Origin of the sequence: Algoriphagus aquatilis (genome assembly GCF_042657405.1) — a bacterium.
GTDB classification, from domain to species: Bacteria; Bacteroidota; Bacteroidia; order Cytophagales; family Cyclobacteriaceae; genus Algoriphagus; species Algoriphagus aquatilis.
On record NZ_JBHSKS010000006.1, the window covers coordinates 70,292 to 96,088 of the forward strand.

The window sequence follows — 25,797 nt, forward strand, 5'->3', positions numbered from 1 at the left end:
GCCTCACCGTGATCCGGCAGGGCGCAAATATAGATCTTTTTGTTTTTCAGATGTCGGCCTTACATGGACGCCAAGGTAGGGAAATGTTCAGCGAGGATTTTTTCTCTGTTTTCAGAAAGCCACCTGATAAATGCTTTCACTGCCGGAGAGTGCTTTTTCTGTTTAAGCCAAATCAGCTTCCAGTCTGCTTTGAGTGGGAGTCCAGGGTATTCCAAAATGGCGACTCTTCCATCCTTGATTTCTTGAGCCATAGAAAAATTGGATAAAATGGAAGCTCCTAATCCTGCCATAACGGCCTGTTTTACCGCTTCATTGGTAGCGAGTTCCAGTTTGCTTTCCACATGAATGTCTCGCTCGGTAAAGAATTTTTCCATCATAGTGCGCGTCCCAGATCCTTTCTCTCTTAGTATGAAAGGAATTTTGTGCCAAGCCTCTTCATGGATGTATTCTTCATAAAGGCTCTTCTTCTCCGGTGCGCAAGTCAAGTACCACCTATTTTCAGCAAGTTGGATACTTTCTAGATCGAGTTCATCCGGCCAAAGAGACACTAGGGCTAAATCAGTAGAGTTTTCCTGAAGATGAGCGAGTACGTTGTATCGGTTGGATACCTCGAGGCTGATTTCCACGTGAGGATTGATCTTCATGAAATCAGCCATCAGGTAGGGGATAATATATTTTCCTGTAGAAACCGCTGAGATTCTGATTTTGCCACCCAACAGTCCTTTTAGTTCTAGCATTTTTTCCTCGATTTTTCCGAGTTCATCAAAAATCCGATCAGCAGTATCCGCTAATTCCTGTCCGAATTCGGTGATATGAATCTTTTTGCCAATGATTTCAGTCAAAGGCACTTCAAAGTTTTCTTGAAGATTTTTTAGCTGAATTGACACCGCAGGTTGAGTCATGTTCATGGCTTCAGCGGCCTTTGTTATGCTTTGATATTTGGCAATGGCCTTAAATGCTTTGAGCTGTTGTATGGTCAGATTCATAAGTAAAATTAATTTTAAAACCATAACGGATAAAAAAATATTATGTTTTGCTTTTTTATGATTTAAAGGCAAAAGATATTTGTACCATGGATTTTCAAATTCTTATTAATAACCTGACAAATCCGAGTCTTCTCTTTTTTGTCTTAGGGGTACTGGCAGTGAAGTTGAAAAGTGACTTGGAGATACCTGCCACTAGCGCCAAGTTTATTGCTCTTTACTTGATGCTGTCGATTGGGTTTAAAGGAGGTCAGGAGCTTTCGCACAGTGAATTCAACACCAGTATCATTTGGGCCTTGGTGTTTGGGGTGGTCCTTTCAGCTTTAATTCCCTTCTACACTTTTTTTATTCTCAAAAAGCGATTGGGCGTGCCTAATGCCGCGGCGATTTCAGCAGCTTATGGTTCTATTTCGGCAGTGACTTTTGTTGCGGCGGTTTCTTTTCTGGATATCCAAGGTGCGCACTTTGGAGGACATATGGTCGCTGTTATGGCATTGATGGAAGCCCCTGCAATTATTTCGGGTGTGATTTTACTTCGTAAGTATTCTGAATCCAAATCAGAAGGTGGTCTCAAAGGAATTATCACCCATGCTTTTACCAATGGTTCTGTTTTGTTGATTTTGGGAAGTTTGTTCATTGGACTAATAGCTGATGAAAAGCAGGCTGAAGGGATCAAGCCATTTATCACAGATATTTTCAAAGGATTTTTGGCGGTTTTTCTATTGGATATGGGGATCAACAGTGGGAAAAAGCTCAAGGCATTTTTCAAGACAGGTTATTTCTCCTCTCTTTTTGCTATTCTGGTTCCTTTGGTGAATGGGTGTACGGTTGCATTTTTGAGTCACTGGATTGCACCTGAGGCCGGTGACCGCCTAATTTTCTCCATTTTGGCGGCCTCAGCTTCTTACATCGCGGTACCTGCTGCGATGAAGCTCGCCAATCCTGAAGCTGACGAAGGGCTATATGTTCCGATGGCTTTGGCGGTAACTTTTCCATTCAATATCACCCTCGGCATGCCCATCTACTGGATGATTATCCAATATTTCTAAAAGGGAAGATTTTCCTCGCTCAAGAATTTCTGTTTTTCCTCTGAAGTAGGGATACGGCATGTGCTTTTCTTTCCAAACCAGCGATACCTGTTTTTGCCAATCCAATTATAAACTGGATCTCTAAGGAATGCTGGAATTGCAATCAAAAAATAGAAAAGGGGCCAAGGTCTGTTGAGTTTTTTGGCTATTCTCAAAGCTGCGGTACTTCGAAAATAGACTTTTCCATTCTCCACCAAAACCAAAGAGTCTAGGTAGGAATCATCCACCTGAAAATTTGATAGGACCTTCTTTGAAACAGGCTCCTGCAATGCTCCCACCAGAAAACGGTTTTTGTGATCCCGTTTCAAAATAAAGTCAATGGAAGCATTGCAGAGTGTACAGACTCCGTCGAATAGGATGATGGATATGATATCCTTCATCGAAGGAGTTGAATGGTGCCTTTGAGATTTCGACGCTGCTGTGCTGGATCCAATACATCGAAAAATACCGTTCCCGAATAGAAGTAGGTGCCTGCAGGAAGTTCATTGCCATTTTGATCTCGACCATTCCATCGGATGTAGATGTCATTCTCAGTAGAGTTGAGGCTATTGTATCGATAGACTTCCGCTCCCCATCGGTTGACGATGAATATCTCTACACCGGTTACAAATCTGGCGCACATGTCAAAAGGATTGTCAAAGGCCATAAAGGTATCATTTGCGCCATCGTTGTTTGGCGTAAAGGCATTAGGCAGATTATATACAGGACAATTTTCGACGCATACCACATTGCTTGGCTGACTTTCATTGCCTGAGCGATCTACTGCAGTGATGTAATAGCATCCTCTGTAGGTAGGAAGATTGGTCAGCGTTGCATTGAGCTGAATAGCAGAATACTGGCCTACAAGGGTAAATTCGCTTTCTTCTCCCTCCGAAGTAAAGTACAATCGATATCCACTCAATTGATCATCACAGTTGCCCGTGAAATTGGGAACCCAACTGAGTTCGTGCTCAAAGGTGTTGGAGTTGCAAGGCTGCTCGGCTACGTAAGCAGCACACTCAGGCCCTTCGAATTTCAATACAGGAGGACAAGGGAGTCTGTTGTCATCCGGTTTTGCGCAGACGATTTGGGATTTGTTTTCTAATGGGTAAACCAATCCTGCCACATTGTAAGACCCCTTGGTTACTACGTAATAGCAGTATTCAATTTCTTTTTTCAGTTTGACTCCATTAAATCTTCCATCATCGAGGTAGGTAAATCCATTTTGAGTGACATCTACCTCTGCTATTTTGACGAAAGTACCCTCGTCTGAAGCGTTGGCATCAGTTCTATTTCGATAGACTTCATGTTTGTACTGCGCTACTTGATTGTTCCAAGGTACATTAAAAGTCCACTTCAGTTCGATGGCCTCATTGATGATGGTTGGTTCCAATCTGACGGATGAGGCAGATGAGGAGGTGTCAATTTTGATGTTGTTATCAAGGAGAATGACCTTGTAATTATAGACTAGGTTCTCTGTATTGAGATTTTTGTCTGTAAACAGCGTGTCAGACATGATTCCCAGAGAAGTTCGGTTTTGGGTTCCTGTGAATCCCGTGCTTCTCAATAGTTCATAGGTATATGGACCGGGAAATTGAGTCTTATCGATATCGTAAGGTGGAGTCCATTTGACAAAGATTTCACCTGCCTGAGCGTCAGTTGCCTCTATGCTGACATTGGTAATGATAGGCACATCCACATCGATAGTGATACATATTTCTTCCGAAACAATGCTTAATCCCGATCTTGGTTCAGGATACGCAGCCACTAATCGATAGCAATAGGTATTCCCTGGAGCAAGTCCTTCGCCGCCATTTGCATCAGTGAAAGAGAACGTAGCCATGTCGGTAATTCCTACCAATTCATAACCTGCCCGGATGCCAGTTTCGCAGGAGTCAGGCACATAAGGATCAGAGTTTATTCTTCGCCATACCTGCATTTCTTGGGCAGAATTGGCGCATGCATAAGGCTCCCAATTCAATTCTACTGTTCTGCCGGGTTTCTGCTCGAGTTCGTCCCAAACCGGTGGCGGACCTACTACTTTGATTCTCCATGTTTGAATATCCACTAAACTTGGTCCAGATCTTGGCTGATCGGTGATTCGAACACGAACATCATATTCCCGTTCGCGGACATGATTGCAGACCGTCTGCCAAGAAAAATTCACGATTCCCGGTTGAGGTTGGAATACGTTTTTGGGTGAATAGGTAGCAGGAGAAGCATTGATTTGGATAGGTTCGCCAAAGATTTCTATTTTGATCGGGTCTCCATCTGGGTCCTGGCCTTGAATGATTTCTTTAACCAAAGTTCCTGCTTCCACACAGAGGTCAGGAGGCAAAATGAGCGTAGGACGACGATTATTCGAGTTTTCGATAATAATCTGCATGTCGCGTACGACATAGCCGATTTCCACAAATTTCCCGTCAATTTTTCTCCATTCGATGATTCGAAAGGCTACGTTATATTGTCCAGCAGTGCCCGGCGCATCCCATATCAAGTCTCCAAAAATCGGGTCTATTCTCAGAAAAGCCGGAACCGTACCGTCTTGCTGACGTGGGCTGAATTCTGGAGAGGCTGGACTTCGGTAATTGTTTACAGGTCTTTCAAAAGCCTGTTTAGGAACATCCATCGCATAGGATAGGCTATCCCCATCGGGATCATATGCTCCCGGGTTATGAATGTATCGGACATTGACCGCGCCGTTATCTACCGGAGGAATAGTCAGTACAGGAGAATTATTTACTCCAAAAAATGGGTCGATGTTGATTTCTGTTTCGACATAAAATGGGGTATCCACCGAATTGTCCATGTTTAGGGTCAGGTCATTTCGGTTGAATTCGATGAATCGGATTTTGTATTTTCCTGGACCTTGAAAGGTGTGAGTGATTACAAAGGTGTTTTTTTCGATCTGATTACCGAGACTTTCTACCACAGAAAAATCACTCTGGGTATTAAGCTGTTCCTCGCGTCCATCACCGAAATTGATACGGCCAGGACCAAACACAACACTTGATCGGGTATCGGTATATCCCACTACCGTAATTCGATAGGTGAGGGCTTGAACCGAAATCCGCTCTGCGATAATCTCGCCAGCTCGAATATGAGTAGCCCAAGACGAGGTAATTCCCGAAAAGAGGGCAATGAAAAAAAGTCCTAGGTAGATTTTAAGCTTCATGTCGTTCAATATTGGTAGCCAAGTCTTCTAAAAGACTGATAGTCTGAGGTTAAAATGGACTAATTCCTGATGGATTTTTCTTCCTATACGAAATAAACGGAAGTAGGGAGAAAAACACTCAAAATTCAAACAATAAAAATAAACAGACTGTTGGGAAGGAGTTGAAAAAGAAATCAAAATCAATCATCGAAAAATTATTTAGAACCTTTTAAAATAAGCTTACTGAATTCGTTTGCATTGGATACTACTCCTTCGGCATGTAAATTTGGCGGCATTAACAGCAAAAGAATTTCGTTCTAAACTAATCGAAACATTTGTATGAGTTGGGTTACAAAAACCTTGAAAAGCACCCTAGGTAGAAAATTGATCATGGCTTTGACCGGTCTTTTTCTCATCCTGTTCTTGACAGGACACGTGTCTGGAAATTTACTTCTGTTTAAAGGAGATGGAGGTGAGGCGTTTAACATCTACGCCAAGTTCATGACTACCAATCCGGCTGTAAAAATCCTCTCCTATTTGACCTACATCTCAGTTATTGGTCACATCATTTATTCTATTCTTTTGTCTCAGCATAATAAGGCTGCAAGACCTGTAGGATATGCAGAATCCAAAGCTTCTACCAACAGCGCTTGGTCTTCCAGAAACATGGGAGTGTTGGGTACAATCATTTTGATCTTCTTGGTGGTTCACCTACAGGGCTTCTGGGCTAAAATGCATTGGGGAGAAGTGCCGATGGTAACCTACGGAGAAGAGGAGTACAAAAACTTATTTCTAATCGTAAGCGAGGCCTTTAAGCAGGAGTGGTTGGTGGCTCTATATGTCATCTCCATGGGATTTTTAGGATTCCACCTTTCCCACGGATTTGCTTCTGCCTTCCAAACTTTAGGTTTGAATCATAAAAAATACTCACCTGCCATTAAGGCCATCGGTCAGATTTATTGCATTGTGGTGCCTGCGGCATTTGCCTCCATGCCACTTTACATCTATTTCACTAGCTAATTAATAGTCCCGTATGATACTAGATTCCAAAATACCTGCTGGTCCTTTGGCAGAAAAATGGACTAAGCACAAGTTTAACAGCAAGCTGGTCAATCCGGCAAACAAAAGAAAATACGATGTCATCGTAGTGGGTACAGGCTTGGCAGGTGCTTCTGCTGCAGCCTCATTAGCGGAGTTGGGATACAATGTCAAGGCCTTTTGTTTCCAAGACAGCCCTCGCAGAGCGCACTCTATTGCAGCTCAAGGCGGGATCAATGCTGCTAAAAACTACCAAAACGACGGTGACTCGATCTTCAGATTGTTCTATGATACCATCAAAGGTGGTGACTACCGTGCCCGCGAGGCAAATGTGTACCGTCTGGCTGAGGTATCTGTTAAAATTATTGATCAATGCGTAGCACAAGGTGTTCCTTTCGCTCGTGAGTATGGAGGATTGTTGGCCAACCGATCTTTCGGTGGTGCTCAAGTATCCCGAACTTTCTATGCCCGTGGCCAAACTGGACAGCAGTTGCTTTTGGGAGCCTATTCCGCACTCAGCCGTCAGGTAGCCAATGGAAAAGTAAAGCTCTATCCACGGACTGAAATGATGGACGTGGTAGTAATTGACGGCCATGCAAGAGGTATTGTCACACGAAATCTCATCACTGGTGCAGTAGAAACACATGCTGCTCATGCAGTTCTGCTTTGTACAGGTGGCTACGGTAACGTGTTCTTCCTATCAACGAATGCAATGGGTTCCAATGTGACAGCAGCTTGGAGAGCTCACAAGCGTGGTGCTTACTTTGCGAACCCTTGCTTTACTCAAATTCACCCGACTTGTATCCCTGTTTCTGGTGATCATCAATCCAAGTTAACGTTGATGTCGGAGTCACTTAGAAATGACGGTCGTGTATGGGTTCCGGCGACTCAAGAGATCGCTGAAAAACTCAGAAAAGGCCAAATCAAGGCAAACGATATCAAAGAAGAAGACAGAGATTACTTCTTGGAAAGAAAATATCCTTCCTTCGGTAACCTCGTTCCTCGTGATGTGGCTTCCAGAAATGCCAAGTATGTCTGTGACGAAGGACGTGGTGTAAACGAAACCGGTGAAGCGGTATTCTTGGATTTCCGCGATGCCATCAAGCGTGATTCTAGAAAAATCATCGAGCAGAAATATGGTAACCTTTTCGATATGTATAAGCAGATTACCGGAGAGGATCCTTATGAGGTGCCAATGATGATTTACCCTGCGGTACATTATACGATGGGTGGTCTATGGGTGGATTACAACTTGATGACTTCGGTTCCTGGTTTGTATGCGTTGGGTGAAGCGAATTTCTCAGATCATGGAGCAAATAGACTTGGTGCTTCTGCCTTGATGCAAGGTTTGGCAGACGGATACTTTGTGATTCCATATACTATCGGGGACTATTTGGCGCAGATTCCACCAAAGAAGGTGGATGAAACTCATCCTGAATTTGCCAAGGCAAAAGAAGAAGTTCAGAAAAGAATTCATACGATTCTTTCCATCAACGGAAACAAGACAGTGGATTATTTCCACAAGAAGCTTGGTAAGATCATGTGGGATAAGTGCGGAATGGCTAGGACTGAAGAGGGCTTGAAATGGGCGAAAGCTGAGATCCAAGCTTTGAAGAAAGAATTCTGGTCTAACGTGAAAGTATTGGGGACCAATGAGGAATTGAACCAAACCCTAGAAAAGGCACACCGTGTTGCTGATTTCTTGGAATTGGGTGAATTGATGGTGGACGATGCGCTTAACAGAAACGAATCGTGCGGTGGTCACTTCCGTGAAGAGTACCAAACTCCGGATGGTGAGGCGCTTCGTGATGATGAAAACTTCGCTTACGTGGCCGCATGGAAGTATGTGGGAGAAGGGCAGGAAGAAGAACTCCACAAGGAGGATTTGGTCTTCGAAAATGTGAAGTTGACCCAGCGTTCTTATAAATAATCTGTAGACAATAATTCATACTTCTATATGAAATTGACTTTAAAAATCTGGAGACAGAAAAATTCATCCGAAAAAGGTGGCTTTGCAACCTATCCGGTGGACCATGTTTCCAAAGACATGTCCTTTCTTGAGATGCTGGACGTGTTGAATGACCAATTGACTGAAAAGGGAGAAGATCCTGTTCACTTTGACCACGATTGCCGCGAAGGTATCTGCGGAATGTGCTCACTCTATATAAATGGTAAGCCACACGGTCCGCTACAGACGACGACTTGTCAGTTGCACATGCGTTCGTTCAATGACGGGGAGACCATCACCATCGAACCATGGAGAGCGAAGGCTTTCCCTGTGGTAAAAGACTTGGTAGTAAACCGTTCGGCATTTGACCGAATCATCCAAGCGGGTGGTTATGTCTCTGTCAATACAGGTGGTGTGCCGGATGCCAACGAGATTCCGATTCCAAAGACAGTTGCAGATTTGGCCATGGATGCGGCGCAATGTATCGGCTGCGGGGCTTGCGTGGCAGCTTGTAAAAATGCTTCTGCTATGCTTTTCACCTCTGCTAAAATCTCTCAGTTGGCGCTCCTTCCACAGGGTCAGGTAGAACGGAAAACCAGAGCGGAAAAGATGGTCGCCCAGATGGATGCGGAAGGTTTCGGTGCTTGTACCAATACCGGTGCTTGCGAGGCGGAATGTCCAAAGGGAATTTCCATTACCAATATTGCCCGTATGAACAGAGAATATTTCTCTGCCGTGGTAAGCAGCGAAAACGTGTAATTTCCAATAACTTCTCATACAAAAAGACAGGTGAAAGCCTGTCTTTTTTTGTTTATTCGGGGATGGAATTTCAAACCTTCACCCCACATTTTCCTTTGTCCCTACTTCAAAAAGAACAAATCGCCGACTTTTTGGTGGAGCAACTCGGAGAATTTGGAGACTCGACAAGCGATGTGCTTAAATGTCTGGATTATGCCATGAATTCGAAAGGTTCGGGTGGATTGGTGATCTTGGCGAGCGATGCGGGAGGGTTGGATGGAGCCTTGGTTCTCAATCATACCGGTATGTCGGGTTATATTCCAGAGCATATTCTGGTATACTTTGCCGTGAAGAAGGACAAGAGAGGCAGAGGACTTGGAAAGCAAATGCTTCAATATCTTTTGTCCCAAACCCATGGTTCTATCGCACTTCACGTTGAACCGCAGAATCCAGCCAAAAAGCTTTATGAGGAGTTTGGTTTTTCAAATAAATATCTGGAAATGAGATTGTCTCGTGATTGAGACTCAGTTCATCTGATTGATCCATTCTTTAATCAATTCCACCCCCTCGGCATGAATTGTAGTTCTGCCGATCTCCGGCATGGCAATTCCTACTTCAGTGGAATTCATCCGATAAGTCAAAATCGATTGATCTCCATGGCCCGGAACGATGTCAAATTTGAATTTTCCTGAGCCTTTTCCAGCCGCTACGGGTGTTTTGTTGATTCCAAGCTTGAGAGGATCTTTTTGGTCAAAAGTCAGAAAAAGACCAGATGTACTGGCAGGACCTTCAGCCCGGTGACAGTGGGAGCAGTTGATATCGAGGTAAGCCATCGCTCGGTCATCCAAGGCTTGACTTTGATCCTCATAGTTGATGAGGGATGGATGGTTATCCTTTCCCGTGAACCCCTCCAATTTGCCCATTTTGGTCCAATGAGCCAATTGGTTTTCTTTCCCGGACTCGTACTTCAGGTCATTGTTCAGGTGCTTGGGTTGGATTCCAATTGGAGCTAAGACCTCGTTTTTGTTGTGACAGCTTTTGCATTGATTTTTATTGGGCACCAAGTAATTGATTACTTGGTCCTGCCCGTTTTTGTCAATGAATCTGACTTCAGTTTCTCCGCCCACGATTTTCAAAACCGCATCGGTTTGTTCCTCATTCCAAATGTAGGGATAGGCTTGCCATCCTTTTTCCTCATGGATCATCAGTCGTGTTTCGATAATTCTTCTTTTTCCTTCAGGGGTTCTGAAATCTTCCGGATAGTAAAAATTCTTCACCAGAATGGATCCTACCGGAAGTGACATGTCATCGTCAACCAAGTGCGCTTTTGCGCTATCTGGAATCATGACAAATCGAGATTTCAACGCATAATCCGTAAACAAAGAAGAGGCTGGTTGATAGGGGATCAATTTTTCCGAAGGAGAAAGCATGGCCATTTCGCCCACGAAAAACCCATAAGTCGATAATCTTCGATAGGGATATTGACCTGTAGCTTCCTCTGGGGCCAAGGCGCGCTGTCCCGTTTTCGACTGATCGGTTTGCTCTTCAGCTTTTTCGGATTGGCAAGCACCCAACATGGAAATGCTTACCAGCGAAGCCAAAAGAAGGTCTCTCAAAGTCAGGGCTGATGTATTCATTTTTTTGGAAAAGAATTAAGCAAGGCGATTCCGGAGATGTCTGTCTGCACATTCACTTTGCAGTTTTGAAAAAGTTCATGGTCCTTGAATGATTGGATGTTTTCTTCCCCATCCATGAGGTAAAACCGGGTGAAACGGAGATTTTCCATTCCTGATTCTTGAATACAGATTCTCATGGGGTTGGACTCTATCTTTTCACTTACTGACTTGTCCCAAATGCCGTCATAGATGATGTCTTGAGTTTTGAGGATTCCATGGGCATTGTGTACGGTGACCAATTGCCCCATTTCTCTGGTAAAGTCAGGGATTGAAAAGGACTTGCGCTCATAGTGATTGTCGTGTACATAGATGTCCGTCGTGTAAGGTGACCAATTGGGTGCTTCTGCCGGAAAACCGGTTACCTGATAGCTAGCGATGGCAACGCCATAAGTTTTGTTTCTCAGGATCCGATTGTTGTAGATTTCTACCTCTTTGGCAGCAAGAAGCACGATTCCGGAACCCGGCGGAATCATCGTTACAGTATTTCCATTCGGATCTTCCCCGATAGGCACTGCGAAATTTTTATGATTATTATCGATGATGTCGTTGTCGTAAATTTTCGTGCCTTTTCCGTCAGATTTTGGTAATCCCGGAAGGTTGAATACCAAAATTCCACCTGCATTGTCGCGGGCGGTGTTACCAAAGACTTCGGCATTGTCAGAGTTTTCGATTTCGATTCCGGCCACATTTCCAAAGGCCAGCGAATTTTTGACCACGATATTTTCAGATTGTCCCACGTAAATACCGGCATCTTTCGAGTGGGAGGAAATGCATTCATCGATCATCACATTTTTGCATTGCACGGGATAGATGGCGTAGGTTCCATTTTTGGATTTGTCCCCGTTAGTCCAAGTGACATTGACCCTCCGAAAGGTGATGCCGTCGGTATGTTGGGCTTTGATGCCGTCACCCGGAGCATCTTCGATGGATAGATCTTGAATGGTGATTTGATTACCCACGATTTTCACCCCTTCACCTCCTGATTTAAGGTTTCGGAAGGAAAGTACCGTCTTGTCCATTCCTGCGCCTTTGATCGTGATGGCACTTTTATTATCCAAAATCAATTGGGTATTGAGTTCGTAAAATCCTTCTGGGATTTCTATAGTGCTCGAATCTTCTGCCAAAATAAAAGCTTCCACGACTTGCTCGACTTGCTCAGGGCTCGCTTTGGTCAGGAGGGTGCTGTCGAATGACCTCTCTGTGGTTTGGGTGCCACAGGCCAAAATCCCAAAGGATATCAGTAAGTAAAAAGCAGATTTTCTCATGTTGAAGTGCAGGTTGGGAGGGGTTTTATCCAAAAGTATCCTATGCAGCAATCAATTGCTTTGAGAAATGTCAAAAAATCAAATTTTCCCACGGATTCTACTCAGCGTTTCGATGCTCATGTCAAGGTAGGAGGCAATCTGTCCCACGGATGCTTTTTGGATGATTTTGGGTCGAGTTTCGAAGAGCTCTAAGTACCGCTCCCGTGCAGATTTGAATTTTGAAAAAATCAGCTGTTCCTCTAAAGCAATGAAATATCGCTCCAAAATCATCCGATAAGTTCTTTCTATGTTGGGATGACTGTCAAAAAGGCTCCAAAGATCGGTTTGGCTGATTTTTCCAGTGGTTGTTTTTTCCAATGCCTCGATGCTCTCATTGGAGGGTTTTTGAGTGATGAAGGAATGCATGGAGGTAATGAATTCTTTTGGGAGTGAGAAAGAGACTGTCACATCCTTGTTTTCCTTCAGGTAAAAGCTTCTAGCTGAGCCTTCTACCAAATAATGAAGGTAGCGACAGGGCTTCCCTGCCTCTTCCAAGAGCTCACCTTTTTGATAGGTTTGAAATTGAATTTTTTCCAAAAAGGCATTCTTGGAATCTTCATCCAAAAAGGGAAATTGATTAAATGCCTCTGCAAATGAACTCATGGTAGCTATAAATATGCAGGATTGAATCAGTATTTAGCGATTCATGCGTTAGTTTTAGAGAAAATTAAACATAAGCTAGAATGAGAAAAATAGTATTGGCAATCTTTCTTTTGGGATTTACGGTGGCTGCGCATGCACAATTTGGAATCAGGGCAGGTTTGAATTCAGCAAATTTTTCAAATTCTGATTTCAGTTCTATGACCGGTTTTCACGTCGGAGGATATTATTTGGTCAAAACTGCCACAGACTTAGTGTCTGTTGAGCCGGGAATTCAGTATTCTGGAAAAGGATATTCCACTACTGCTCTTGGAGGAGGGGATGTTACCGAAAAATTAGGCTACATCGATATCCCTGTCTTGGTGAGATTGAGTTTGATTCCTTCCCTGAATGTCTTCGCCGGTCCCCAAGCATCGGTGTTGGTTTCCAGAGATTACACCATCGGCAATACTAACAGTACCAGTTTGGAACCTGTCCGTGGCTATGAACTCGGCGCTGTAGTAGGGCTTGGATTAAAAGTAGCAGCAGGTCTTAATCTGCAGGCGAGTTATGATTTGGGGCTTTCCTCACTCAATTATTTCAACACGGATGTGAGTAACCGAGTACTCAAACTATCTCTAGGCTACACCTTAGGAAATTGAAAAAAATCCCGGCGAAAGTCGGGATTTTACTTTTTAATGCGATCGGGATTTTCTTCGATAAAGGATTTCCATCCTTCATTTCTTCCTCGTGTCTGAACTCTTCCTTCGTGAAAGTGATGGCAGAGCGCTACCGCCAACGCATCCGTAGCATCCAATAGTTTTGGGAGTTCGGTGATGCCCAAGAGGGTTTGAAGCATAGCCGCCACCTGCTCTTTGGAGGCATTGCCATTACCGGTTACTGACTGCTTTACTTTTTTGGGAGAATATTCGGTGATCGGGATTTCTTTGGAAAGCGCAGCCGCCATGGCTACCCCTTGTGCCCTGCCGAGCTTGAGCATGGATTGCACGTTGGCACCGTAGAAAGGCGCTTCCAACGCCACCGAATCAGGCGCAAATTCATCAAGTATTCCACTGATCCGTTCAAAAATCTTTTTCAGCTTCAGCTCGTGGGTTTCGTATTTTTTGAGGTGAATGACTCCGTACTGGAGGATTTTGTACTTCTTTCCTTCTGTCAAAATCAAACCATATCCCATAACGGTGGTACCCGGGTCGATGCCTAGGATGATTTTTTCTTTCGGGGCTTTTTGTTCTTCTTTACTCACGGCTACAAGTTAGGTTAAAAGATGATTGGTTTTTACCTCTTTTGGTGTTTGGGTTACTTGGCATTGCATCTTTGGCTGGCTCAAAAATGGCCAAGAAACCACTTTTTTCAACCTTCGCAGTATCGTGACCGACTCATTACCTTGGTGATTCCTTTTAGAAATGAAAGTCGGAATATCCCAAAACTTGCCTCTGAAATAGCGAAGATTGCTTCTGATCATCTGGAAGTTTTACTGGTTGACGATCAGAGTGAAGACGATTCTTGGCAGCTGGCCTCTGCTCATTTTAGAGAGATGGTTGGAGTCCGGTTGGTAAAAAGTCTTGGATTCGGAAAGAAAGCAGCCTTAAGCCATGGGATTTCTTTAGCTCAAGGCGAAATTATTCTCACCTCAGACGCGGATTGTGAATTTCCTGAGGCTTGGCCAATGAAAATGGCTTCGGCTTTTTCTGATCCTAACGTGCAGTTGGTGGCGGGACCTGTGCTTGCCAAAGCGACAAAAGGTGGATTTTTACAAAAATTCCAGCAAATCGAATGGTACAGTATTCTCCTGATGACCCAGTTCTATTTTTTTAGAAAGCAACCCTTGATGTGCAGTGGAGCAAATTTGGCCTTTCGGAAACAAGCCTTTTTGGAAGTTGGAGGGTATGATGGGAATGAACATATTCTCTCAGGCGATGACGAGTTTTTACTGAAAAAAATCGTCAAATACTTTGGCGCTAACAGTTGTATTTACCTGCCTGTCCGAGAAGCATTGGTCTACACGACGCCTCAGTTAAGTTGGACTGACTTGCTTAGACAACGCATCCGCTGGTCGGGAAAATGGAAAGCTCACAGATCTATCTCACATGGGTTTGCTGCAGTTTTGACGTTTTTGGTTCAGTTGATTTGGGTTGCCAGTATGATTTTTTTAGCATGGGATTGGGATGGGTTATTTTTCTTTGGAGCAATCTGGTTGCTAAAAGCTTTTGCTGAGCACCTAAGTCTTGGAAGAGTAGGAGAAGGGTTGGGGTCAAAGGCAAGTTTGGCAGATTACTTTGCGACGAGTTTGATTCACCCCTTCTATGTGATTTGGGTGGGCTTGGGCACGCTTTTTATTAAAGTAAAATGGAAAGGGCGATCCCAAGAAGAATCCGTAATTTAGGCCATCGAATGACAAGCTATGAGTGACCTAGAATTTGATCTTTTAGACGAATTGTATTTTGTACAGGGGTTCGGCTATTTGCAGGAATCGCTGGGTTGGGAGGATGTGGTTCTGATGGAAACTTTGACTTCTTTGTACAAAAAAGCAATGATAAAATGTCTTTCTGGCCCGGACGAGGAGCGGTTTGATCAGGTGGATATTTTTAAGGAGGGAAAAGAGCTCTATTTTCTGGCTACCAAAAAGGGACTAATGGCTCACAATACATTATAAGCTGTGGCTCAGGATAACTATAAATTTCAACGAAAAGAACTCGAACTCAAAGCCTTGCTTGAGATTACCCAAGCAATCAATGAGAATCAGCCTGAGGCAGTATTGATTACTATTTTCAAGTTCACCTGTCTGGTTCATTTGGAGATCAAAGCACTCATTTTATATGTCTCCAAAGACGGAAACTACGAAAGGAGAATTTCTCATGGCGTGAAAGCCAAGACTCCTTCAGCTTTGCCTGCCTCGTGGGTGCTGGATGATAAAGAATCAGGTAAGTTATCCATTCAGCTCGCAGAGGGGTATTCCTTTGAAGAGCTGGAAACCTACCTTCCGGTCTATCATAAAGATCAGATGCTTGCCATCCTTTTTCTGAAAAGAAAATCTGCGGCAGTTGAGCTAGACCTAAACTTTACCCAAGCTTTAGCCAATATTCTGGTCGTGGCATTGGAAAACAAGCGATTTGCCAGAAGACAACTTGAGCAAGAGGTGTTAAAGCGAGAGGTGGAAATCGCATCTCAAGTTCAGCACATGCTTTTCCCTGCGGTATTGCCTGATTCTGATCGGCTAAAGGCCAAGGTGACTTATTTTCCTCACAGTATGGTGGGAGGTGATTACTACGATTTGATTCAAAAAACAAAGGACAAGGTATATTTCTGCATCGCGGACGTTTCCGGAAAAGGGATCTCGGCCGCCTTATTGATGTCCAATTTCCAGGCAGCATTGAGAACACTACTCCGAAGCGACGCGGATTTTGAGACCATGGTGCGGCAGCTGAATTACACGCTATTTGATAATACCAAAGGGGAACGGTTTATCACTTTTTTTCTGGGTGAGTATGATTTTCAGACGCGCCAACTTCGCTTTGTCAATGCTGGACACAATCCTCCTATATTGTGCAGAGAACCAGAAGGTCAGACAGAACTTTTGGAAGCAGGAACCACAATATTGGGAGCTTTTGAAGAATTGCCTTTTTTGGAAATAGGAAAAAGAGAGAATCTCCAGAAGTTTACCATTCACCTCTACACCGATGGCCTGACAGAGTCTATGAATCCAGAGGAAGAAGAGTTTGGCGAGGATCGGTTCCGGACTTTTGTGAATGATCATTCAGGGATTAACCCCGAGGATTTTCATCAGGAATTTATGAACCTAATGGGGGAGTTTTCTAAAAGTATCCCACTAAGGGATGATTTGACCCTGCTAAGTCTAAGGTTTGACTGACCATGAAGCCTCATCGGGTTCCAAAGTGGGTGCAACGGTTTTTCCCCCAGAGAATATGGGAGGGAGCTGGAGGAATTAGGCAAGTTTATTTGACGTTTGATGATGGTCCTGTGCCCGGGATCACAGATTTTGTTTTGGATGAATTGGCCAAAAGAGGTCAGCAGGCTACTTTTTTCATGGTCGGAGACAATGTGAGGAAGCATGTCTCCCTTGCACAAGAGGTGTTGCAAGCAGGTCATCAGATAGGGAATCATACTTTTCATCATTTGCATGGGTTGAAGGCCTCTACAAAGTCATATTTTGAAAATGTCAAAGCATGCGATCAGATTTTTGAAGAAAAATTGGAATTGAGAACCCCACTATTTCGTCCTCCCTATGGGATGATGAGTCCTTGGCAAGTAAAAGCTCTTCAAAAGGAAAAGGAAATCGTGATGTGGACTTTGTTGACAGGAGATTATGACCGGTCTATTTCTCCTCGAGTGGTGCTGAACGACTCCATAAGAAAGACTTCCGAGGCTTGTATCATCGTCTTTCACGATCAGCAAAAAACTGACGGACATCTTCAGAAGATTCTCCCCGGATACCTTGACTTTTTGGAAGGGGAAGGTTTTAAAACCGGGATTCTATGAGTAGTTGGATTTTACTTTTTCTTCCTTTACTACTTGCAGTACAATACATGTTACTGTGGATTTTAGCAAAGAAAAACTGGAAAGATCATAGTAAGGAATCACAGGGACTCTTACCCAGTGTTTCTATCCTGATAGCTGTCCGGAATGAAGAAAAAGATTTGCCAAGGCTATTGGATAGCCTAGATCGATTGGATTATCCCACCGAAAAACTGCAGATTTTGATCGCCGATGATCAGAGCGAGGACACTACGCCTGAGCTTTTGAGCACTTGGGCAGGTCACTCTCAAAACCGAAAAATCATCACTGTTTTACCCTCGCAGACCGGGTTTTTTCATCCCAATGGAAAAGCCAATGCACTTGCAATTCTGGCCAAAGAAGCTCAAGGGGAGTTTTTTTTCTTTACAGATGCCGATTGTGAGGTGCCCTCGACTTGGATTAAGGAAGGTATTTCCTGTTTTGATCAAGGGGTTGGGTTGGTGATAGGTATTACTCAAGTAAGGAGTCAGAATCTCTTCGGGGTAATGCAGGAGTTGGATTGGTGGAATACGCTTGGCATTGTCAAAGTTGTGACTGACTTGGGATTTTCGACCACAGGACTTGGTAACAATATGGTTATTAGGAAAGAGGCGTATATAAAAAGCGGAGGCTTTGAATCGCTTCCTTTTTCACTGACTGAGGATTTGGAAATTTCCCGTGTTGTGATTAGATCCGGTTTTCGTCAGGTTCACCAAGTTAGTCCCAGGATGTTGATTACCACCAAAGCAGAAGCTACTTGGAGAGATCTCCTGCTCCAGCGAAAACGCTGGATGCACGGGGTGATGTCTTTATCTGTAGGATGGAAATTTCTCTTGGGTTTTCAATTTCTTTTTTATCCGTTAATCGGGGTTTTACTCATCCTGATGCCTTCCTTTGGACTAGGACTTTGGGTTGTAAAGGTTATTTATCAAAGTCTTTTTTTACATAAAATAGCATCCTACACCAATCAGAAGCTGAGGGTCCCTGCACTAGTAATCTTTGATTTTTACCAGATCTTGGCCCTTTCCCTGACTATTCTTTATTACTTTTGGCCTGTCCAAATCCAATGGAAAGCGAGAAAATACCCATGAATCTGATTGATACCCACGCCCATATTTACTCTGCCAAGTTTGACTCAGATCGGGATCAGGTGATAGAAGAAATCCGAGCAGCTGGCGTGTCAAGAATCTACATGCCCAATGTAGATGTGGAGACAATTGATCGGATGCTCGACAGCGAAAGCAGATACGGCAACCTTTGTGTACCGATGATGGGATTGCATCCTTGCGATGTCAAGGAAGATTTTGAGCGGCAGCTTAAGGTAATGGAAGAGTGGCTCAATAAAAGAGAATTTGCTGCTGTAGGAGAAATCGGTACTGATTTGTATTGGGACAAAACCACTTTTGAAATTCAAAAAGAAGCACTTAGAATACAGGTAGGTTGGGCAATTGAAAAAGAACTCCCTATCGTGCTTCATTGCCGAGAGTCAATCGATCAGACCATCGAATTGATTGAAAAAGCTCATGATGGAAAGCTGAGGGGGATCTTTCATTGTTTTACAGGTACTCTGGATCAGGCTAATCGAATCATTCAAATGGGCTTTTTGTTGGGGATCGGAGGAGTGGTAACCTACAAAAATGGCGGTTTGGATCAGGTGATTCCTTATATTGGTTTGGAGAACTTGGTACTTGAGACTGATGCGCCCTATTTAGCGCCTGTTCCTCATCGGGGCAAGAGAAATACACCAGCCTATTTGCCTGAGATTGCTAAACGAGTCGGGGATTTGAAGGAAACTTCCCTGGAAAAAGTCGCTGAGGTCACCACCGCCAATGCACTCAATTTATTTAAGGAGATCAGCAGATGAATTATAAAATTGTAAGATTAAACACAGGTCTCAAAACCAGCAAATCCACCTCAGTGCTGATCATTTACACGGGTGGTACTTTGGGAATGGCTTATGATGATTCCGGCGCGCTGGTTCCCTTCAATTTTGGTCAGATTTTGGAAAAAATTCCGATTCTGTCCAATATGAATATTGCCATCACGGTGATTTCATTTCCAGAACCTATTGACTCTTCCAATGTGACCATGCGCCACTGGAAAGACATGGCATATATTATTTATGAAAACTATGACAGCTACGATGGATTTGTTGTGCTGCATGGTACAGACACCATGGCTTATTCGGCTTCCATGTTGAGCTATATGCTGAATGGTCTGAATAAGCCAGTGATTTTTACCGGAGCCCAGTTGCCTATCTCTGCGATGCGGTCGGATGCTAGGGAAAATCTGATGACATCCTTGGAAATTGCCACTGCAAAAATCAATGGAAGGCCAATTGTTCCTGAGGTTTGCATTTTTTTCAACCACATGCTGTTGAGGGGAAATAGATCAAAGAAAGTTCAAAGCATCCATTTTGATGCATTTGAGTCAGAGAATTACCCGATTTTGGCTGAGGCAGGTATAGTGATTGATTACAATACAAACGCAATCCGTCCCTATGAGCCTAATCGTAAGCTGATTAATCTAAACAGTCTGGACAATAGGGTAATGATTTTAAAGCTTTTCCCGGGCATTACAGACAAAATCATGGATGCATGTTTTGCGATTGACGGATTGCGTGGTGTTGTTTTGGAGACGTATGGATCAGGAAACAGTCCGTCTGAAGCTTGGTTCATGAAATCCTTGGAAAAGGCAATTAAAAAAGGATTGATTATTCTTAATGTGTCCCAATGTAATGGTGGTCGGGTGATTCAAGGAAGGTATGAGACCAGTAAGGAACTGCTGGCAGTAGGGGTGGTAAGTGGTGCAGATATGACCACAGAAGCGGCTGTGACTAAACTTATGTTTCTGCTGGGTCAGAATTTTACTCGGGAAGAGATTTGTTTGAAGCTAACCCAGTCTATTTCGGGTGAGATTACTGCTTGATAATTCCGAAATTTCCGAATGTGATTTGGAAACGGAGGGAATAATAATTTTCTTTGCACTCCGATTCAGAAAAGGGATCAATCAACCATACAGAGAGGTGTCCGAGTGGTTGAAGGAGCACGCCTGGAAAGTGTGTATACCTCAAAAGGGTATCGAGGGTTCGAATCCCTTCCTCTCTGCTTTAAATAGCCAACTTTAGAAATAAGGTTGGCTTTTTTATTTCAAAGGGATTTTGGTGAATTAATCACTTTCGTTTTTCAAGGAATGTTCGAATACTTCAAGAGAAATTCATTCCTTAAGAGAGGCCCTAATTTTTTTAATTTTCAAAGGTTGGAAAATTTGAGAATCGGAATTTGATTTTCTTACTCTGATTAGGGTAAATGATATTAATTCAAGCCTTAAATTTTTTTAATTTTTATTTCTAATTGAAATTCAATAGGTTTAAAAAATATCTAGGTTTCAATAAAATGATTGGTGTGCGTTTTTGCTTTGATAAGGAAATTGAATTTCAATCCATTCGTGTAAAAATTGCCTCTAATTCACTTTAAACAGAGGATTCTTTCAAAAAAGTAAAAAGAAGCCCTTGTTTTTTGAAATTAAAAAATCATAACTTTAAAGCCTCGATTTAATCTGGAAACCATTTAACCTTTATCAAAAGTCTATTTAAAAAACACATTATGAGAAAGTTAATCGCTTTGTTCATGCTTGCAGGTATCATGTTTGTTCCTGTTTTCGCTAACGCACAAGATGCTTCTGCAGACTCTGCTGCTGCCACTGAAGCAACACCAGCAGTAGAAACTTCATCGCCCACAGTTGTTGACGACGAAATCGTCGCTGAGGAGCAAAGCTTTCACCAAATTCTAAAGGAGAAGTTTATTGAAGGTGATCCGATCTACATGACTCCAGTATTGCTTTGTTTGATTTTGGGTCTTGCAATTGCATTGGAAAGAATCATCACCTTGAACCTTGCAACTACCAACTCTAAGAAGCTTTTGACTAAAATCGAAGATGCGCTTGCGTCTGGTGGAGTTGAAGCTGCTAAAGAAATTACAAGAAACACAAAAGGCCCAGTTGCTTCTATCTTCACTCAAGGTCTAATGAGATATTCTGAAGGTATTGACATGGTTGAAAAGTCCATCATTTCCTACGGTTCTGTTGAAATGGGTAGATTAGAGAAAGGTTTGATCTGGATCTCTCTTTTCATCTCTCTTGCTCCAATGTTGGGTTTCATGGGTACTGTAATCGGTATGATTTTCGCCTTCGATACTATCGAGGCAGCAGGTGATATCTCTCCTTCAATTGTAGCAGGTGGTATTAAAATCGCCCTTTTGACTACGGTTGCTGGTTTGATCGTTGCGATTATTCTTCAAGTTTTCTACAACTACCTAGTATCTAAAATTGATTCTTTGGTAAATGATATGGAAGATGCATCCATCTCATTGGTTGATGTCTTAGTGAAGCACAAGTTGACCGGAAAGTAATTTTCCGTCAAACTTTCTACTTCTCAATAATTTAAGATTTTAAAAACCTTTGAAATATGGATACTTACGATATCATGCTTTACGTCTCTTATGGATTAGCCATACTAGGCGCTGCTTTGTCGATAATATTGCCTTTGCTGAAATCTTTGGACGATCCTAAAGGGTTGGTGAAATCAGCAGTTGGTATTATCGGGCTGGTGGTTTTGTTCTTCATCGCTTATTCAATTTCTGGTAATGAAGTTGCTCCAAAATATGAAGGCGCTCCATTTAACTTGACACCAGGAATGTCTCAAACCATCGGTGGATTGTTAATAGCAACTTATGCTTTGTCATTGATTACTATACTTTCAATAGTAGTTTCAGAATTATTTAAAGCTTCTAAGTAAAATGGCAAAAGGTAAAAACAGAATGAGTAATGAGATTAATGCAGGTTCGATGGCGGATATCGCCTTCCTGTTGTTGATCTTCTTCCTCGTGACGACCACCATTGCTTCGGATAAGGGTATCCTGAATATCTTACCTCCGAAGTTGGATCCAAATGTGCCTCCCCCAGACATTAAAGTAAATGAAAGAAACATTTTCGCTATTCTTATCAATGCGAATAATGACCTTCTTGTAGAGGGTGAGTACAGAAGAACCACTGAGAATCTTGATAAGGACATTAAAGAATTCATTTTGAACTTTGGTGCTCCTAATGAAGATGCGGTAGCTTTGTTTAATTCTCTGCCTGCTTCACTGCAGTCTCAAGCACTAAGAAGGCCAGAATCTTCTGATCATCCTAAAGAGGCAGTTGTCTCTATTAAGACAGATAGAGGAACAAGCTATGAGCTTTACTTGGAGGTTTTTGATGCTGCCAAAAAAGCATACTTTGAAATCTATGGAGAGCGTGTAGGTCTAACTGCTGATGAATACAGAGCTCTTACCGGCGATGATGAAGCTTCCAAAGCTCTTCAAGACAAAGGAAAAGCAGGAATTCCAATGGCTATTTCAGTTGCAGAACCTAATAAAATAGGAGGGAATTAATATGTCAAAGTTTAAGAATAAAGAAAGAGTTACGCCTGCTGTATCTACAGCCTCTCTTCCTGATATCGTATTCATGCTATTGTTCTTCTTCATGGTTACGACGGTTTTGAGAGAGCAAGATCTTCTAGTGGAACAAAAGATTCCACAGGCAACTCAGCTACAGAAGCTTCAAAACAAAACCTTGATTTCATATCTGTTTTTAGGTAAGCCTAAGAATACAAGTTTGTATGGTTCTGAACCTAGAATTCAAGCAAATGATGTATTGATAAATACTTCTGACATTGTTCAGTGGGTAAACCAAGAAAGAGATATGCTTGCTGAAGCCGATAGAGGATTAATCACAATATCTATGAAAGTAGATAAGGAAGTGAAGATGGGTCCAGTTTCTGACGTTCAGACTGAATTAAGAAATGCGGATGCTAGACGTGTACTTTACGCTTCTACCACAAAGCTTCCAGAATAAAAGTTGATATGAAAATTTCAAAGCCATCCTTTTTAGGATGGCTTTTTTTATTTTAATACCATGAAGCCATCAAATAATAAAAAGAAAAAGGTCCAAAACGCTTGGGCTATGTATGATTGGGCAAATTCAGTTTACAGCTTGGTTATTACTTCTACAATTTTCCCTGTTTATTACAATAGTGTCACCAAAGGTTCGGATGGTTCTGATCGGGTGGACTTTTTTGGTTTGGAAGTAGTCAATACGGTGTTGTACTCCTATTCCATATCTTTCTCATATTTCGTTATTGCATTAATTTCTCCGCTTCTTTCAGGTATAGCTGATGCTTCGGGTAAGAAGCTTTCTTTCATGAAGTTTTTTGCCTATCTCGGTTCGATTTCCTGTATGGGTCTGTTCTTTTTCGATGCATCTAATCTTGAGTTTGGAATTTTATGTAGTGTATTAGCTAGTATCGGCTATGCAGGAAGTATCGTGTTTTACAATGCCTACCTACCGGAAATAGCCACTGAAGAGGAATACGATTTTTTAAGTGCAAGGGGATTTGCTTTAGGTTATATTGGAAGCGTTATTCTTCTTGTTTTCAACTTGATTACAATTCAATTTCCTGAGTTGTTCGGTTTTTCTGGGGGTAGTTTTCCTGCTCGTTTCTCTTTTCTTCTTGTTGGGCTTTGGTGGGCCGGATTTTCTCAAATTACTTTTAGGAACCTTCCAACAGGTTATAGGAAAGAGTCTGGTAGCGAAAATATCTTCTTGAAAGGTTATCGTGAGATCCAAGCTGTTTTTAGTAGGGTTAGAAGTATGCCTATATTGAACAAATACCTAGCAGCTTTCTTTTTTTACTCGATGGGAGTGCAGACCGTGATGTATTTGGCTGCTTCATTTGGGGATAAGGAACTTGGATTGCCCGGTGATCAGCTGATACTCACGGTATTAATCATTCAGTTTGTGGCTATTGGAGGTAGTTTTTTATTTGCTTTTATCTCCAAGAAATTTGGAAATAAGATAAGCCTAATGATTATGGTGGTCATTTGGATTGGCATTTGTGGCGCTGCATATTATGTTTATACGGTATATCAATTTTATGCATTAGCTTTTGTGGTGGGTATGGTTATGGGTGGAATCCAGTCTCTTTCTCGTTCTACCTATTCCAAACTGATTCCTCAATCTACCACTGAGAATGCTTCTTACTTTAGTTTCTTTGATGTTACAGAAAAGATTGCCATAGTTTTGGGAACTTTTACCTACGGTGTAATAGAGCAATGGACAGGTAGTATGCGTAATTCTGCTGTATCTCTTGGAGTGTTTTTTTTAGTTGGATTGGGATTTTTGATTCTGGTATCTATTCCAAGAAATTACTTTTCTGCTCAAGAAATCCCCGAACATGCTTAGGATAATCAAAGGATCAGAAGTTGCTACCCTTGATGAATTAACAGTTGTCCATCAAAGGATAAGCAGTTTTGAACTGATGGAAAGAGCTGCCCTTTCTTTTGTGAATTGGTTTACTAATCAAGCCATGTCCAAAAGTTCGAGGGTTGCGATTTTCTTTGGGCCAGGCAACAATGGAGGAGATGGCCTAGCAATCGGGAGGCTATTACACAAACATGGTTATTCTATTCATTTGTTTTCTTGTTTTGAGTCTAATTCAGGATTGAGTTCTGATTGCCAGAAAAATTTCGAATTGATTCCCTTTGGTGTTTTGAACTCAAGTTGGAAGGAATTCCAAAAAGAAGATTTTGATTGTGTTATTGATTCATTTTTAGGTGTAGGGATAAGAGGAGAATTACGTCATCAGGCTAAGAATATTGTATCAAAAATCAATTCATTCCCAGGAAAGAAAATAGCTGTTGATTTGCCAAGTGGACTTCCTGCTGACACGTCTTGTCTTTGGGAATGTGTTCAAGCTGATATCACTGTTACGTTTGCCTTTCCTAAACTATCCCTTTTATTTCCTGAACATGCAAAGTATTCAGGAGAAATGGTGGTGTTGGATATCGGGATTCCGGATAGTATTTATGAGCAGTTCAATTCTTATTTCTTTTTTCTGAGAGAGATTGATCTTTGTGCTTTTCACAAAACGTTTCATCGCTTCTCTCATAAGGGAGATTTTGGAAAGGTTCTGTTGGTAGCAGGCAGTAAAGGAAAAATGGGAGCTGCTATGCTCGCCACAAAATCAGCGCTGAGGACTGGTTCTGGCTTGGTGACATGCCTTGTTCCAGAAGACGAAAGATGTTCTATTCACTCAAGTGTCCCTGAGGCGATGGCGGTTTTTTATGATTCCGAGATTAACTTTTCTGCTTATGATTCCATAGGTATCGGACCTGGTTTGGGTTTGGACAAATTGGTTTTGTTAGAAAGGGTTTTTGATAACTTTCCTTATCCTGTGGTGTTAGATGCGGATGCCTTGACGATACTCGCCAGAAATCCGTATTTGTTTGCCAAAATTCCGAAAGGAAGTATCCTGACTCCTCATTTGGGAGAGTTTGAAAGGCTATTTGGTAATTTTGAATCCCATATTGATCGATTGAAATTTGCACAGGACTTTTGTGTAAGTCATCAATTAAACTTGGTATTAAAGGGTGCCAATACTGTAATTTGTCTCTCTGACGGGAGACAGATTTTTAATTCATCAGGCTGCCGGCACATGGCTACTGCAGGAGTTGGGGATGTGTTGACGGGAATGTTAACCTCATTTTTGGGTCAGGGCTATTCTCCCGAAGCCGCGATGATTTGTGGAGTATTCCAACATGGACTTGCAGGAGAACTAGCTGGAATGGAAAAAGTGAGGTCGATGATTGCCTCGGATCTTATTGACCAAATTCCAGCATCATTTAAAAAGTTGGGAGTCGAATAAGGCTTATCTTTGAAGCCAATTTACTTTTCCAACT

The 25,797-nt window shown here is 42.4% G+C and carries 26 protein-coding genes and 1 tRNA gene; 20 read left to right on the top strand and 7 right to left on the bottom strand.

All coding sequences use genetic code 11. The features are described from left to right. Positions 1–59: 59 nt before the first annotated feature. Positions 60–986 (bottom strand): LysR family transcriptional regulator, encoded by a 927-nt coding sequence (locus ACFPIK_RS09560; protein WP_377914614.1) that lies wholly within the window; start codon positions 984–986, stop codon positions 60–62. Between the two features lie 86 nt (positions 987–1,072). Between ACFPIK_RS09560 and ACFPIK_RS09565 the strand changes: the two genes are divergently transcribed. After that, positions 1,073–2,032, top strand: a complete 960-nt coding sequence (locus ACFPIK_RS09565; protein WP_377914616.1) for a sodium-dependent bicarbonate transport family permease — start codon at positions 1,073–1,075, stop codon at positions 2,030–2,032. Here the strand turns inward: ACFPIK_RS09565 and ACFPIK_RS09570 are convergent. Further along, entirely contained in the window at positions 2,029–2,451 is a 423-nt protein-coding gene (locus ACFPIK_RS09570) for a thiol-disulfide oxidoreductase DCC family protein (protein ID WP_377914618.1), read from the bottom strand. The two genes, ACFPIK_RS09565 and ACFPIK_RS09570, sit on opposite strands and share 4 nt — an antisense overlap. Then, entirely contained in the window at positions 2,448–5,225 is a 2,778-nt protein-coding gene (locus ACFPIK_RS09575) for a T9SS type B sorting domain-containing protein (RefSeq protein WP_377914620.1), read from the bottom strand. Before ACFPIK_RS09575 ends, ACFPIK_RS09570 begins: the two co-directional genes overlap by 4 nt. Positions 5,226–5,543: 318 nt before the next feature. Here ACFPIK_RS09575 and ACFPIK_RS09580 point away from each other — a divergent pair, with 318 nt between their 5' ends. From ACFPIK_RS09580 to ACFPIK_RS09595, 4 genes are all read left to right on the top strand, one after another. Next, positions 5,544–6,224: a succinate dehydrogenase cytochrome b subunit gene (locus ACFPIK_RS09580; RefSeq protein ID WP_377914622.1), complete on the top strand. Its 681-nt coding sequence runs from the start codon at positions 5,544–5,546 to the stop codon at positions 6,222–6,224. Between the two features lie 13 nt (positions 6,225–6,237). Further along, positions 6,238–8,172 carry a fumarate reductase/succinate dehydrogenase flavoprotein subunit gene (locus tag ACFPIK_RS09585; protein WP_377914624.1) on the top strand — a complete coding sequence of 645 codons (1,935 nt, stop codon included), beginning with the start codon at positions 6,238–6,240 and terminating at the stop codon, positions 8,170–8,172. A 27-nt stretch (positions 8,173–8,199) separates the two neighbouring features. Then, the gene (locus ACFPIK_RS09590) at positions 8,200–8,949 is read left to right on the top strand and encodes a succinate dehydrogenase/fumarate reductase iron-sulfur subunit (RefSeq protein ID WP_377914626.1); all 750 of its coding nucleotides are present in this window, start codon (positions 8,200–8,202) and stop codon (positions 8,947–8,949) included. A 62-nt stretch (positions 8,950–9,011) separates the two neighbouring features. Then, positions 9,012–9,449: a GNAT family N-acetyltransferase gene (locus ACFPIK_RS09595; protein WP_377914628.1), complete on the top strand. Its 438-nt coding sequence runs from the start codon at positions 9,012–9,014 to the stop codon at positions 9,447–9,449. A 3-nt stretch (positions 9,450–9,452) separates the two neighbouring features. Here the strand turns inward: ACFPIK_RS09595 and ACFPIK_RS09600 are convergent, their stop codons facing one another. The 3 genes from ACFPIK_RS09600 to ACFPIK_RS09610 all read right to left on the bottom strand — a co-directional run bounded on the left by ACFPIK_RS09600 (position 9,453) and on the right by ACFPIK_RS09610 (position 12,511). Next, on the bottom strand, positions 9,453–10,565 hold the full coding sequence (locus tag ACFPIK_RS09600) for an SO2930 family diheme c-type cytochrome (protein WP_377914630.1): 1,113 nt from the start codon (positions 10,563–10,565) through the stop codon (positions 9,453–9,455). Beyond that, complete coding sequence (locus ACFPIK_RS09605) at positions 10,562–11,869, bottom strand: parallel beta-helix domain-containing protein (protein WP_377914632.1); 1,308 nt, start codon at positions 11,867–11,869, stop codon at positions 10,562–10,564. Before ACFPIK_RS09605 ends, ACFPIK_RS09600 begins: the two co-directional genes overlap by 4 nt. A 78-nt stretch (positions 11,870–11,947) precedes the next feature. After that, positions 11,948–12,511 carry a Crp/Fnr family transcriptional regulator gene (locus ACFPIK_RS09610; protein ID WP_377914634.1) on the bottom strand — a complete coding sequence of 188 codons (564 nt, stop codon included), beginning with the start codon at positions 12,509–12,511 and terminating at the stop codon, positions 11,948–11,950. A gap of 80 nt (positions 12,512–12,591) precedes the next feature. Here ACFPIK_RS09610 and ACFPIK_RS09615 point away from each other — a divergent pair, with 80 nt between their 5' ends. Continuing rightward, positions 12,592–13,149: a porin family protein gene (locus ACFPIK_RS09615; RefSeq protein WP_377914636.1), complete on the top strand. Its 558-nt coding sequence runs from the start codon at positions 12,592–12,594 to the stop codon at positions 13,147–13,149. A 26-nt stretch (positions 13,150–13,175) separates the two neighbouring features. Here the strand turns inward: ACFPIK_RS09615 and ruvC are convergent, their stop codons facing one another. After that, positions 13,176–13,751, bottom strand: a complete 576-nt coding sequence (ruvC, locus tag ACFPIK_RS09620) for a crossover junction endodeoxyribonuclease RuvC (protein WP_377914638.1) — start codon at positions 13,749–13,751, stop codon at positions 13,176–13,178. A 21-nt stretch (positions 13,752–13,772) separates the two neighbouring features. On the opposite strand from ruvC, the gene ACFPIK_RS09625 reads away from it, so the two are divergent. From ACFPIK_RS09625 to ACFPIK_RS09690, 14 genes are all read left to right on the top strand, one after another. Next, entirely contained in the window at positions 13,773–14,891 is a 1,119-nt protein-coding gene (locus ACFPIK_RS09625; RefSeq protein WP_377914639.1) for a glycosyltransferase, read from the top strand. Between the two features lie 18 nt (positions 14,892–14,909). Continuing rightward, entirely contained in the window at positions 14,910–15,161 is a 252-nt protein-coding gene (locus ACFPIK_RS09630) for a hypothetical protein (protein WP_377914641.1), read from the top strand. A gap of 3 nt (positions 15,162–15,164) precedes the next feature. Beyond that, entirely contained in the window at positions 15,165–16,376 is a 1,212-nt protein-coding gene (locus ACFPIK_RS09635; RefSeq protein WP_377914643.1) for a PP2C family protein-serine/threonine phosphatase, read from the top strand. A 2-nt stretch (positions 16,377–16,378) separates the two neighbouring features. Continuing rightward, positions 16,379–17,005, top strand: a complete 627-nt coding sequence (locus ACFPIK_RS09640) for a polysaccharide deacetylase family protein (RefSeq protein ID WP_377914645.1) — start codon at positions 16,379–16,381, stop codon at positions 17,003–17,005. After that, positions 17,002–18,111: a glycosyltransferase gene (locus ACFPIK_RS09645; protein ID WP_377914647.1), complete on the top strand. Its 1,110-nt coding sequence runs from the start codon at positions 17,002–17,004 to the stop codon at positions 18,109–18,111. The genes ACFPIK_RS09640 and ACFPIK_RS09645 overlap by 4 nt, the downstream gene beginning before the upstream one ends. Next, the gene (locus tag ACFPIK_RS09650) at positions 18,108–18,884 is read left to right on the top strand and encodes a TatD family hydrolase (RefSeq protein ID WP_377914649.1); all 777 of its coding nucleotides are present in this window, start codon (positions 18,108–18,110) and stop codon (positions 18,882–18,884) included. Before ACFPIK_RS09645 ends, ACFPIK_RS09650 begins: the two co-directional genes overlap by 4 nt. Beyond that, positions 18,881–19,948 (top strand): asparaginase, encoded by a 1,068-nt coding sequence (locus ACFPIK_RS09655; RefSeq protein ID WP_377914651.1) that lies wholly within the window; start codon positions 18,881–18,883, stop codon positions 19,946–19,948. Before ACFPIK_RS09650 ends, ACFPIK_RS09655 begins: the two co-directional genes overlap by 4 nt. Before the next feature lie 91 nt (positions 19,949–20,039). Then, positions 20,040–20,127, top strand: a tRNA-Ser gene (locus ACFPIK_RS09660). Positions 20,128–20,625: 498 nt separating this feature from the next. Next, the gene (locus ACFPIK_RS09665; protein WP_377914653.1) at positions 20,626–21,429 is read left to right on the top strand and encodes a MotA/TolQ/ExbB proton channel family protein; all 804 of its coding nucleotides are present in this window, start codon (positions 20,626–20,628) and stop codon (positions 21,427–21,429) included. A 56-nt stretch (positions 21,430–21,485) separates the two neighbouring features. Further along, positions 21,486–21,815 (top strand): hypothetical protein, encoded by a 330-nt coding sequence (locus tag ACFPIK_RS09670; protein WP_377914655.1) that lies wholly within the window; start codon positions 21,486–21,488, stop codon positions 21,813–21,815. A gap of 1 nt (position 21,816) precedes the next feature. Next, positions 21,817–22,452 (top strand): ExbD/TolR family protein, encoded by a 636-nt coding sequence (locus ACFPIK_RS09675; RefSeq protein WP_377914657.1) that lies wholly within the window; start codon positions 21,817–21,819, stop codon positions 22,450–22,452. Between the two features lies 1 nt (position 22,453). Next, positions 22,454–22,915: an ExbD/TolR family protein gene (locus ACFPIK_RS09680; RefSeq protein WP_377914659.1), complete on the top strand. Its 462-nt coding sequence runs from the start codon at positions 22,454–22,456 to the stop codon at positions 22,913–22,915. Positions 22,916–22,975: 60 nt separating this feature from the next. Beyond that, entirely contained in the window at positions 22,976–24,301 is a 1,326-nt protein-coding gene (locus tag ACFPIK_RS09685) for an MFS transporter (protein WP_377914661.1), read from the top strand. Continuing rightward, a complete protein-coding gene (locus ACFPIK_RS09690; RefSeq protein WP_377914663.1) occupies positions 24,294–25,763 on the top strand; it encodes an NAD(P)H-hydrate dehydratase in 1,470 nt (489 codons plus the stop codon). Before ACFPIK_RS09685 ends, ACFPIK_RS09690 begins: the two co-directional genes overlap by 8 nt. Positions 25,764–25,797: the final 34 nt, after the last annotated feature.

What these genes read in the sequence shown, in the direction of transcription:
- ACFPIK_RS09560 (WP_377914614.1), bottom strand. Translation starts at nt 986, where the DNA reads ATGAATCTGACCATACAACAGCTCAAAGCATTTAAGGCCATTGCCAAA.
- ACFPIK_RS09565 (WP_377914616.1), top strand. Translation starts at nt 1,073, where the DNA reads ATGGATTTTCAAATTCTTATTAATAACCTGACAAATCCGAGTCTTCTC.
- ACFPIK_RS09570 (WP_377914618.1), bottom strand. Translation starts at nt 2,451, where the DNA reads ATGAAGGATATCATATCCATCATCCTATTCGACGGAGTCTGTACACTC.
- ACFPIK_RS09575 (WP_377914620.1), bottom strand. Translation starts at nt 5,225, where the DNA reads ATGAAGCTTAAAATCTACCTAGGACTTTTTTTCATTGCCCTCTTTTCG.
- ACFPIK_RS09580 (WP_377914622.1), top strand. Translation starts at nt 5,544, where the DNA reads ATGAGTTGGGTTACAAAAACCTTGAAAAGCACCCTAGGTAGAAAATTG.
- ACFPIK_RS09585 (WP_377914624.1), top strand. Translation starts at nt 6,238, where the DNA reads ATGATACTAGATTCCAAAATACCTGCTGGTCCTTTGGCAGAAAAATGG.
- ACFPIK_RS09590 (WP_377914626.1), top strand. Translation starts at nt 8,200, where the DNA reads ATGAAATTGACTTTAAAAATCTGGAGACAGAAAAATTCATCCGAAAAA.
- ACFPIK_RS09595 (WP_377914628.1), top strand. Translation starts at nt 9,012, where the DNA reads ATGGAATTTCAAACCTTCACCCCACATTTTCCTTTGTCCCTACTTCAA.
- ACFPIK_RS09600 (WP_377914630.1), bottom strand. Translation starts at nt 10,565, where the DNA reads ATGAATACATCAGCCCTGACTTTGAGAGACCTTCTTTTGGCTTCGCTG.
- ACFPIK_RS09605 (WP_377914632.1), bottom strand. Translation starts at nt 11,869, where the DNA reads ATGAGAAAATCTGCTTTTTACTTACTGATATCCTTTGGGATTTTGGCC.
- ACFPIK_RS09610 (WP_377914634.1), bottom strand. Translation starts at nt 12,511, where the DNA reads ATGAGTTCATTTGCAGAGGCATTTAATCAATTTCCCTTTTTGGATGAA.
- ACFPIK_RS09615 (WP_377914636.1), top strand. Translation starts at nt 12,592, where the DNA reads ATGAGAAAAATAGTATTGGCAATCTTTCTTTTGGGATTTACGGTGGCT.
- ACFPIK_RS09625 (WP_377914639.1), top strand. Translation starts at nt 13,773, where the DNA reads ATGATTGGTTTTTACCTCTTTTGGTGTTTGGGTTACTTGGCATTGCAT.
- ACFPIK_RS09630 (WP_377914641.1), top strand. Translation starts at nt 14,910, where the DNA reads ATGAGTGACCTAGAATTTGATCTTTTAGACGAATTGTATTTTGTACAG.
- ACFPIK_RS09640 (WP_377914645.1), top strand. Translation starts at nt 16,379, where the DNA reads ATGAAGCCTCATCGGGTTCCAAAGTGGGTGCAACGGTTTTTCCCCCAG.
- ACFPIK_RS09645 (WP_377914647.1), top strand. Translation starts at nt 17,002, where the DNA reads ATGAGTAGTTGGATTTTACTTTTTCTTCCTTTACTACTTGCAGTACAA.
- ACFPIK_RS09650 (WP_377914649.1), top strand. Translation starts at nt 18,108, where the DNA reads ATGAATCTGATTGATACCCACGCCCATATTTACTCTGCCAAGTTTGAC.
- ACFPIK_RS09655 (WP_377914651.1), top strand. Translation starts at nt 18,881, where the DNA reads ATGAATTATAAAATTGTAAGATTAAACACAGGTCTCAAAACCAGCAAA.
- ACFPIK_RS09665 (WP_377914653.1), top strand. Translation starts at nt 20,626, where the DNA reads ATGAGAAAGTTAATCGCTTTGTTCATGCTTGCAGGTATCATGTTTGTT.
- ACFPIK_RS09670 (WP_377914655.1), top strand. Translation starts at nt 21,486, where the DNA reads ATGGATACTTACGATATCATGCTTTACGTCTCTTATGGATTAGCCATA.
- ACFPIK_RS09675 (WP_377914657.1), top strand. Translation starts at nt 21,817, where the DNA reads ATGGCAAAAGGTAAAAACAGAATGAGTAATGAGATTAATGCAGGTTCG.
- ACFPIK_RS09680 (WP_377914659.1), top strand. Translation starts at nt 22,454, where the DNA reads ATGTCAAAGTTTAAGAATAAAGAAAGAGTTACGCCTGCTGTATCTACA.
- ACFPIK_RS09685 (WP_377914661.1), top strand. Translation starts at nt 22,976, where the DNA reads ATGAAGCCATCAAATAATAAAAAGAAAAAGGTCCAAAACGCTTGGGCT.
- ACFPIK_RS09690 (WP_377914663.1), top strand. Translation starts at nt 24,294, where the DNA reads ATGCTTAGGATAATCAAAGGATCAGAAGTTGCTACCCTTGATGAATTA.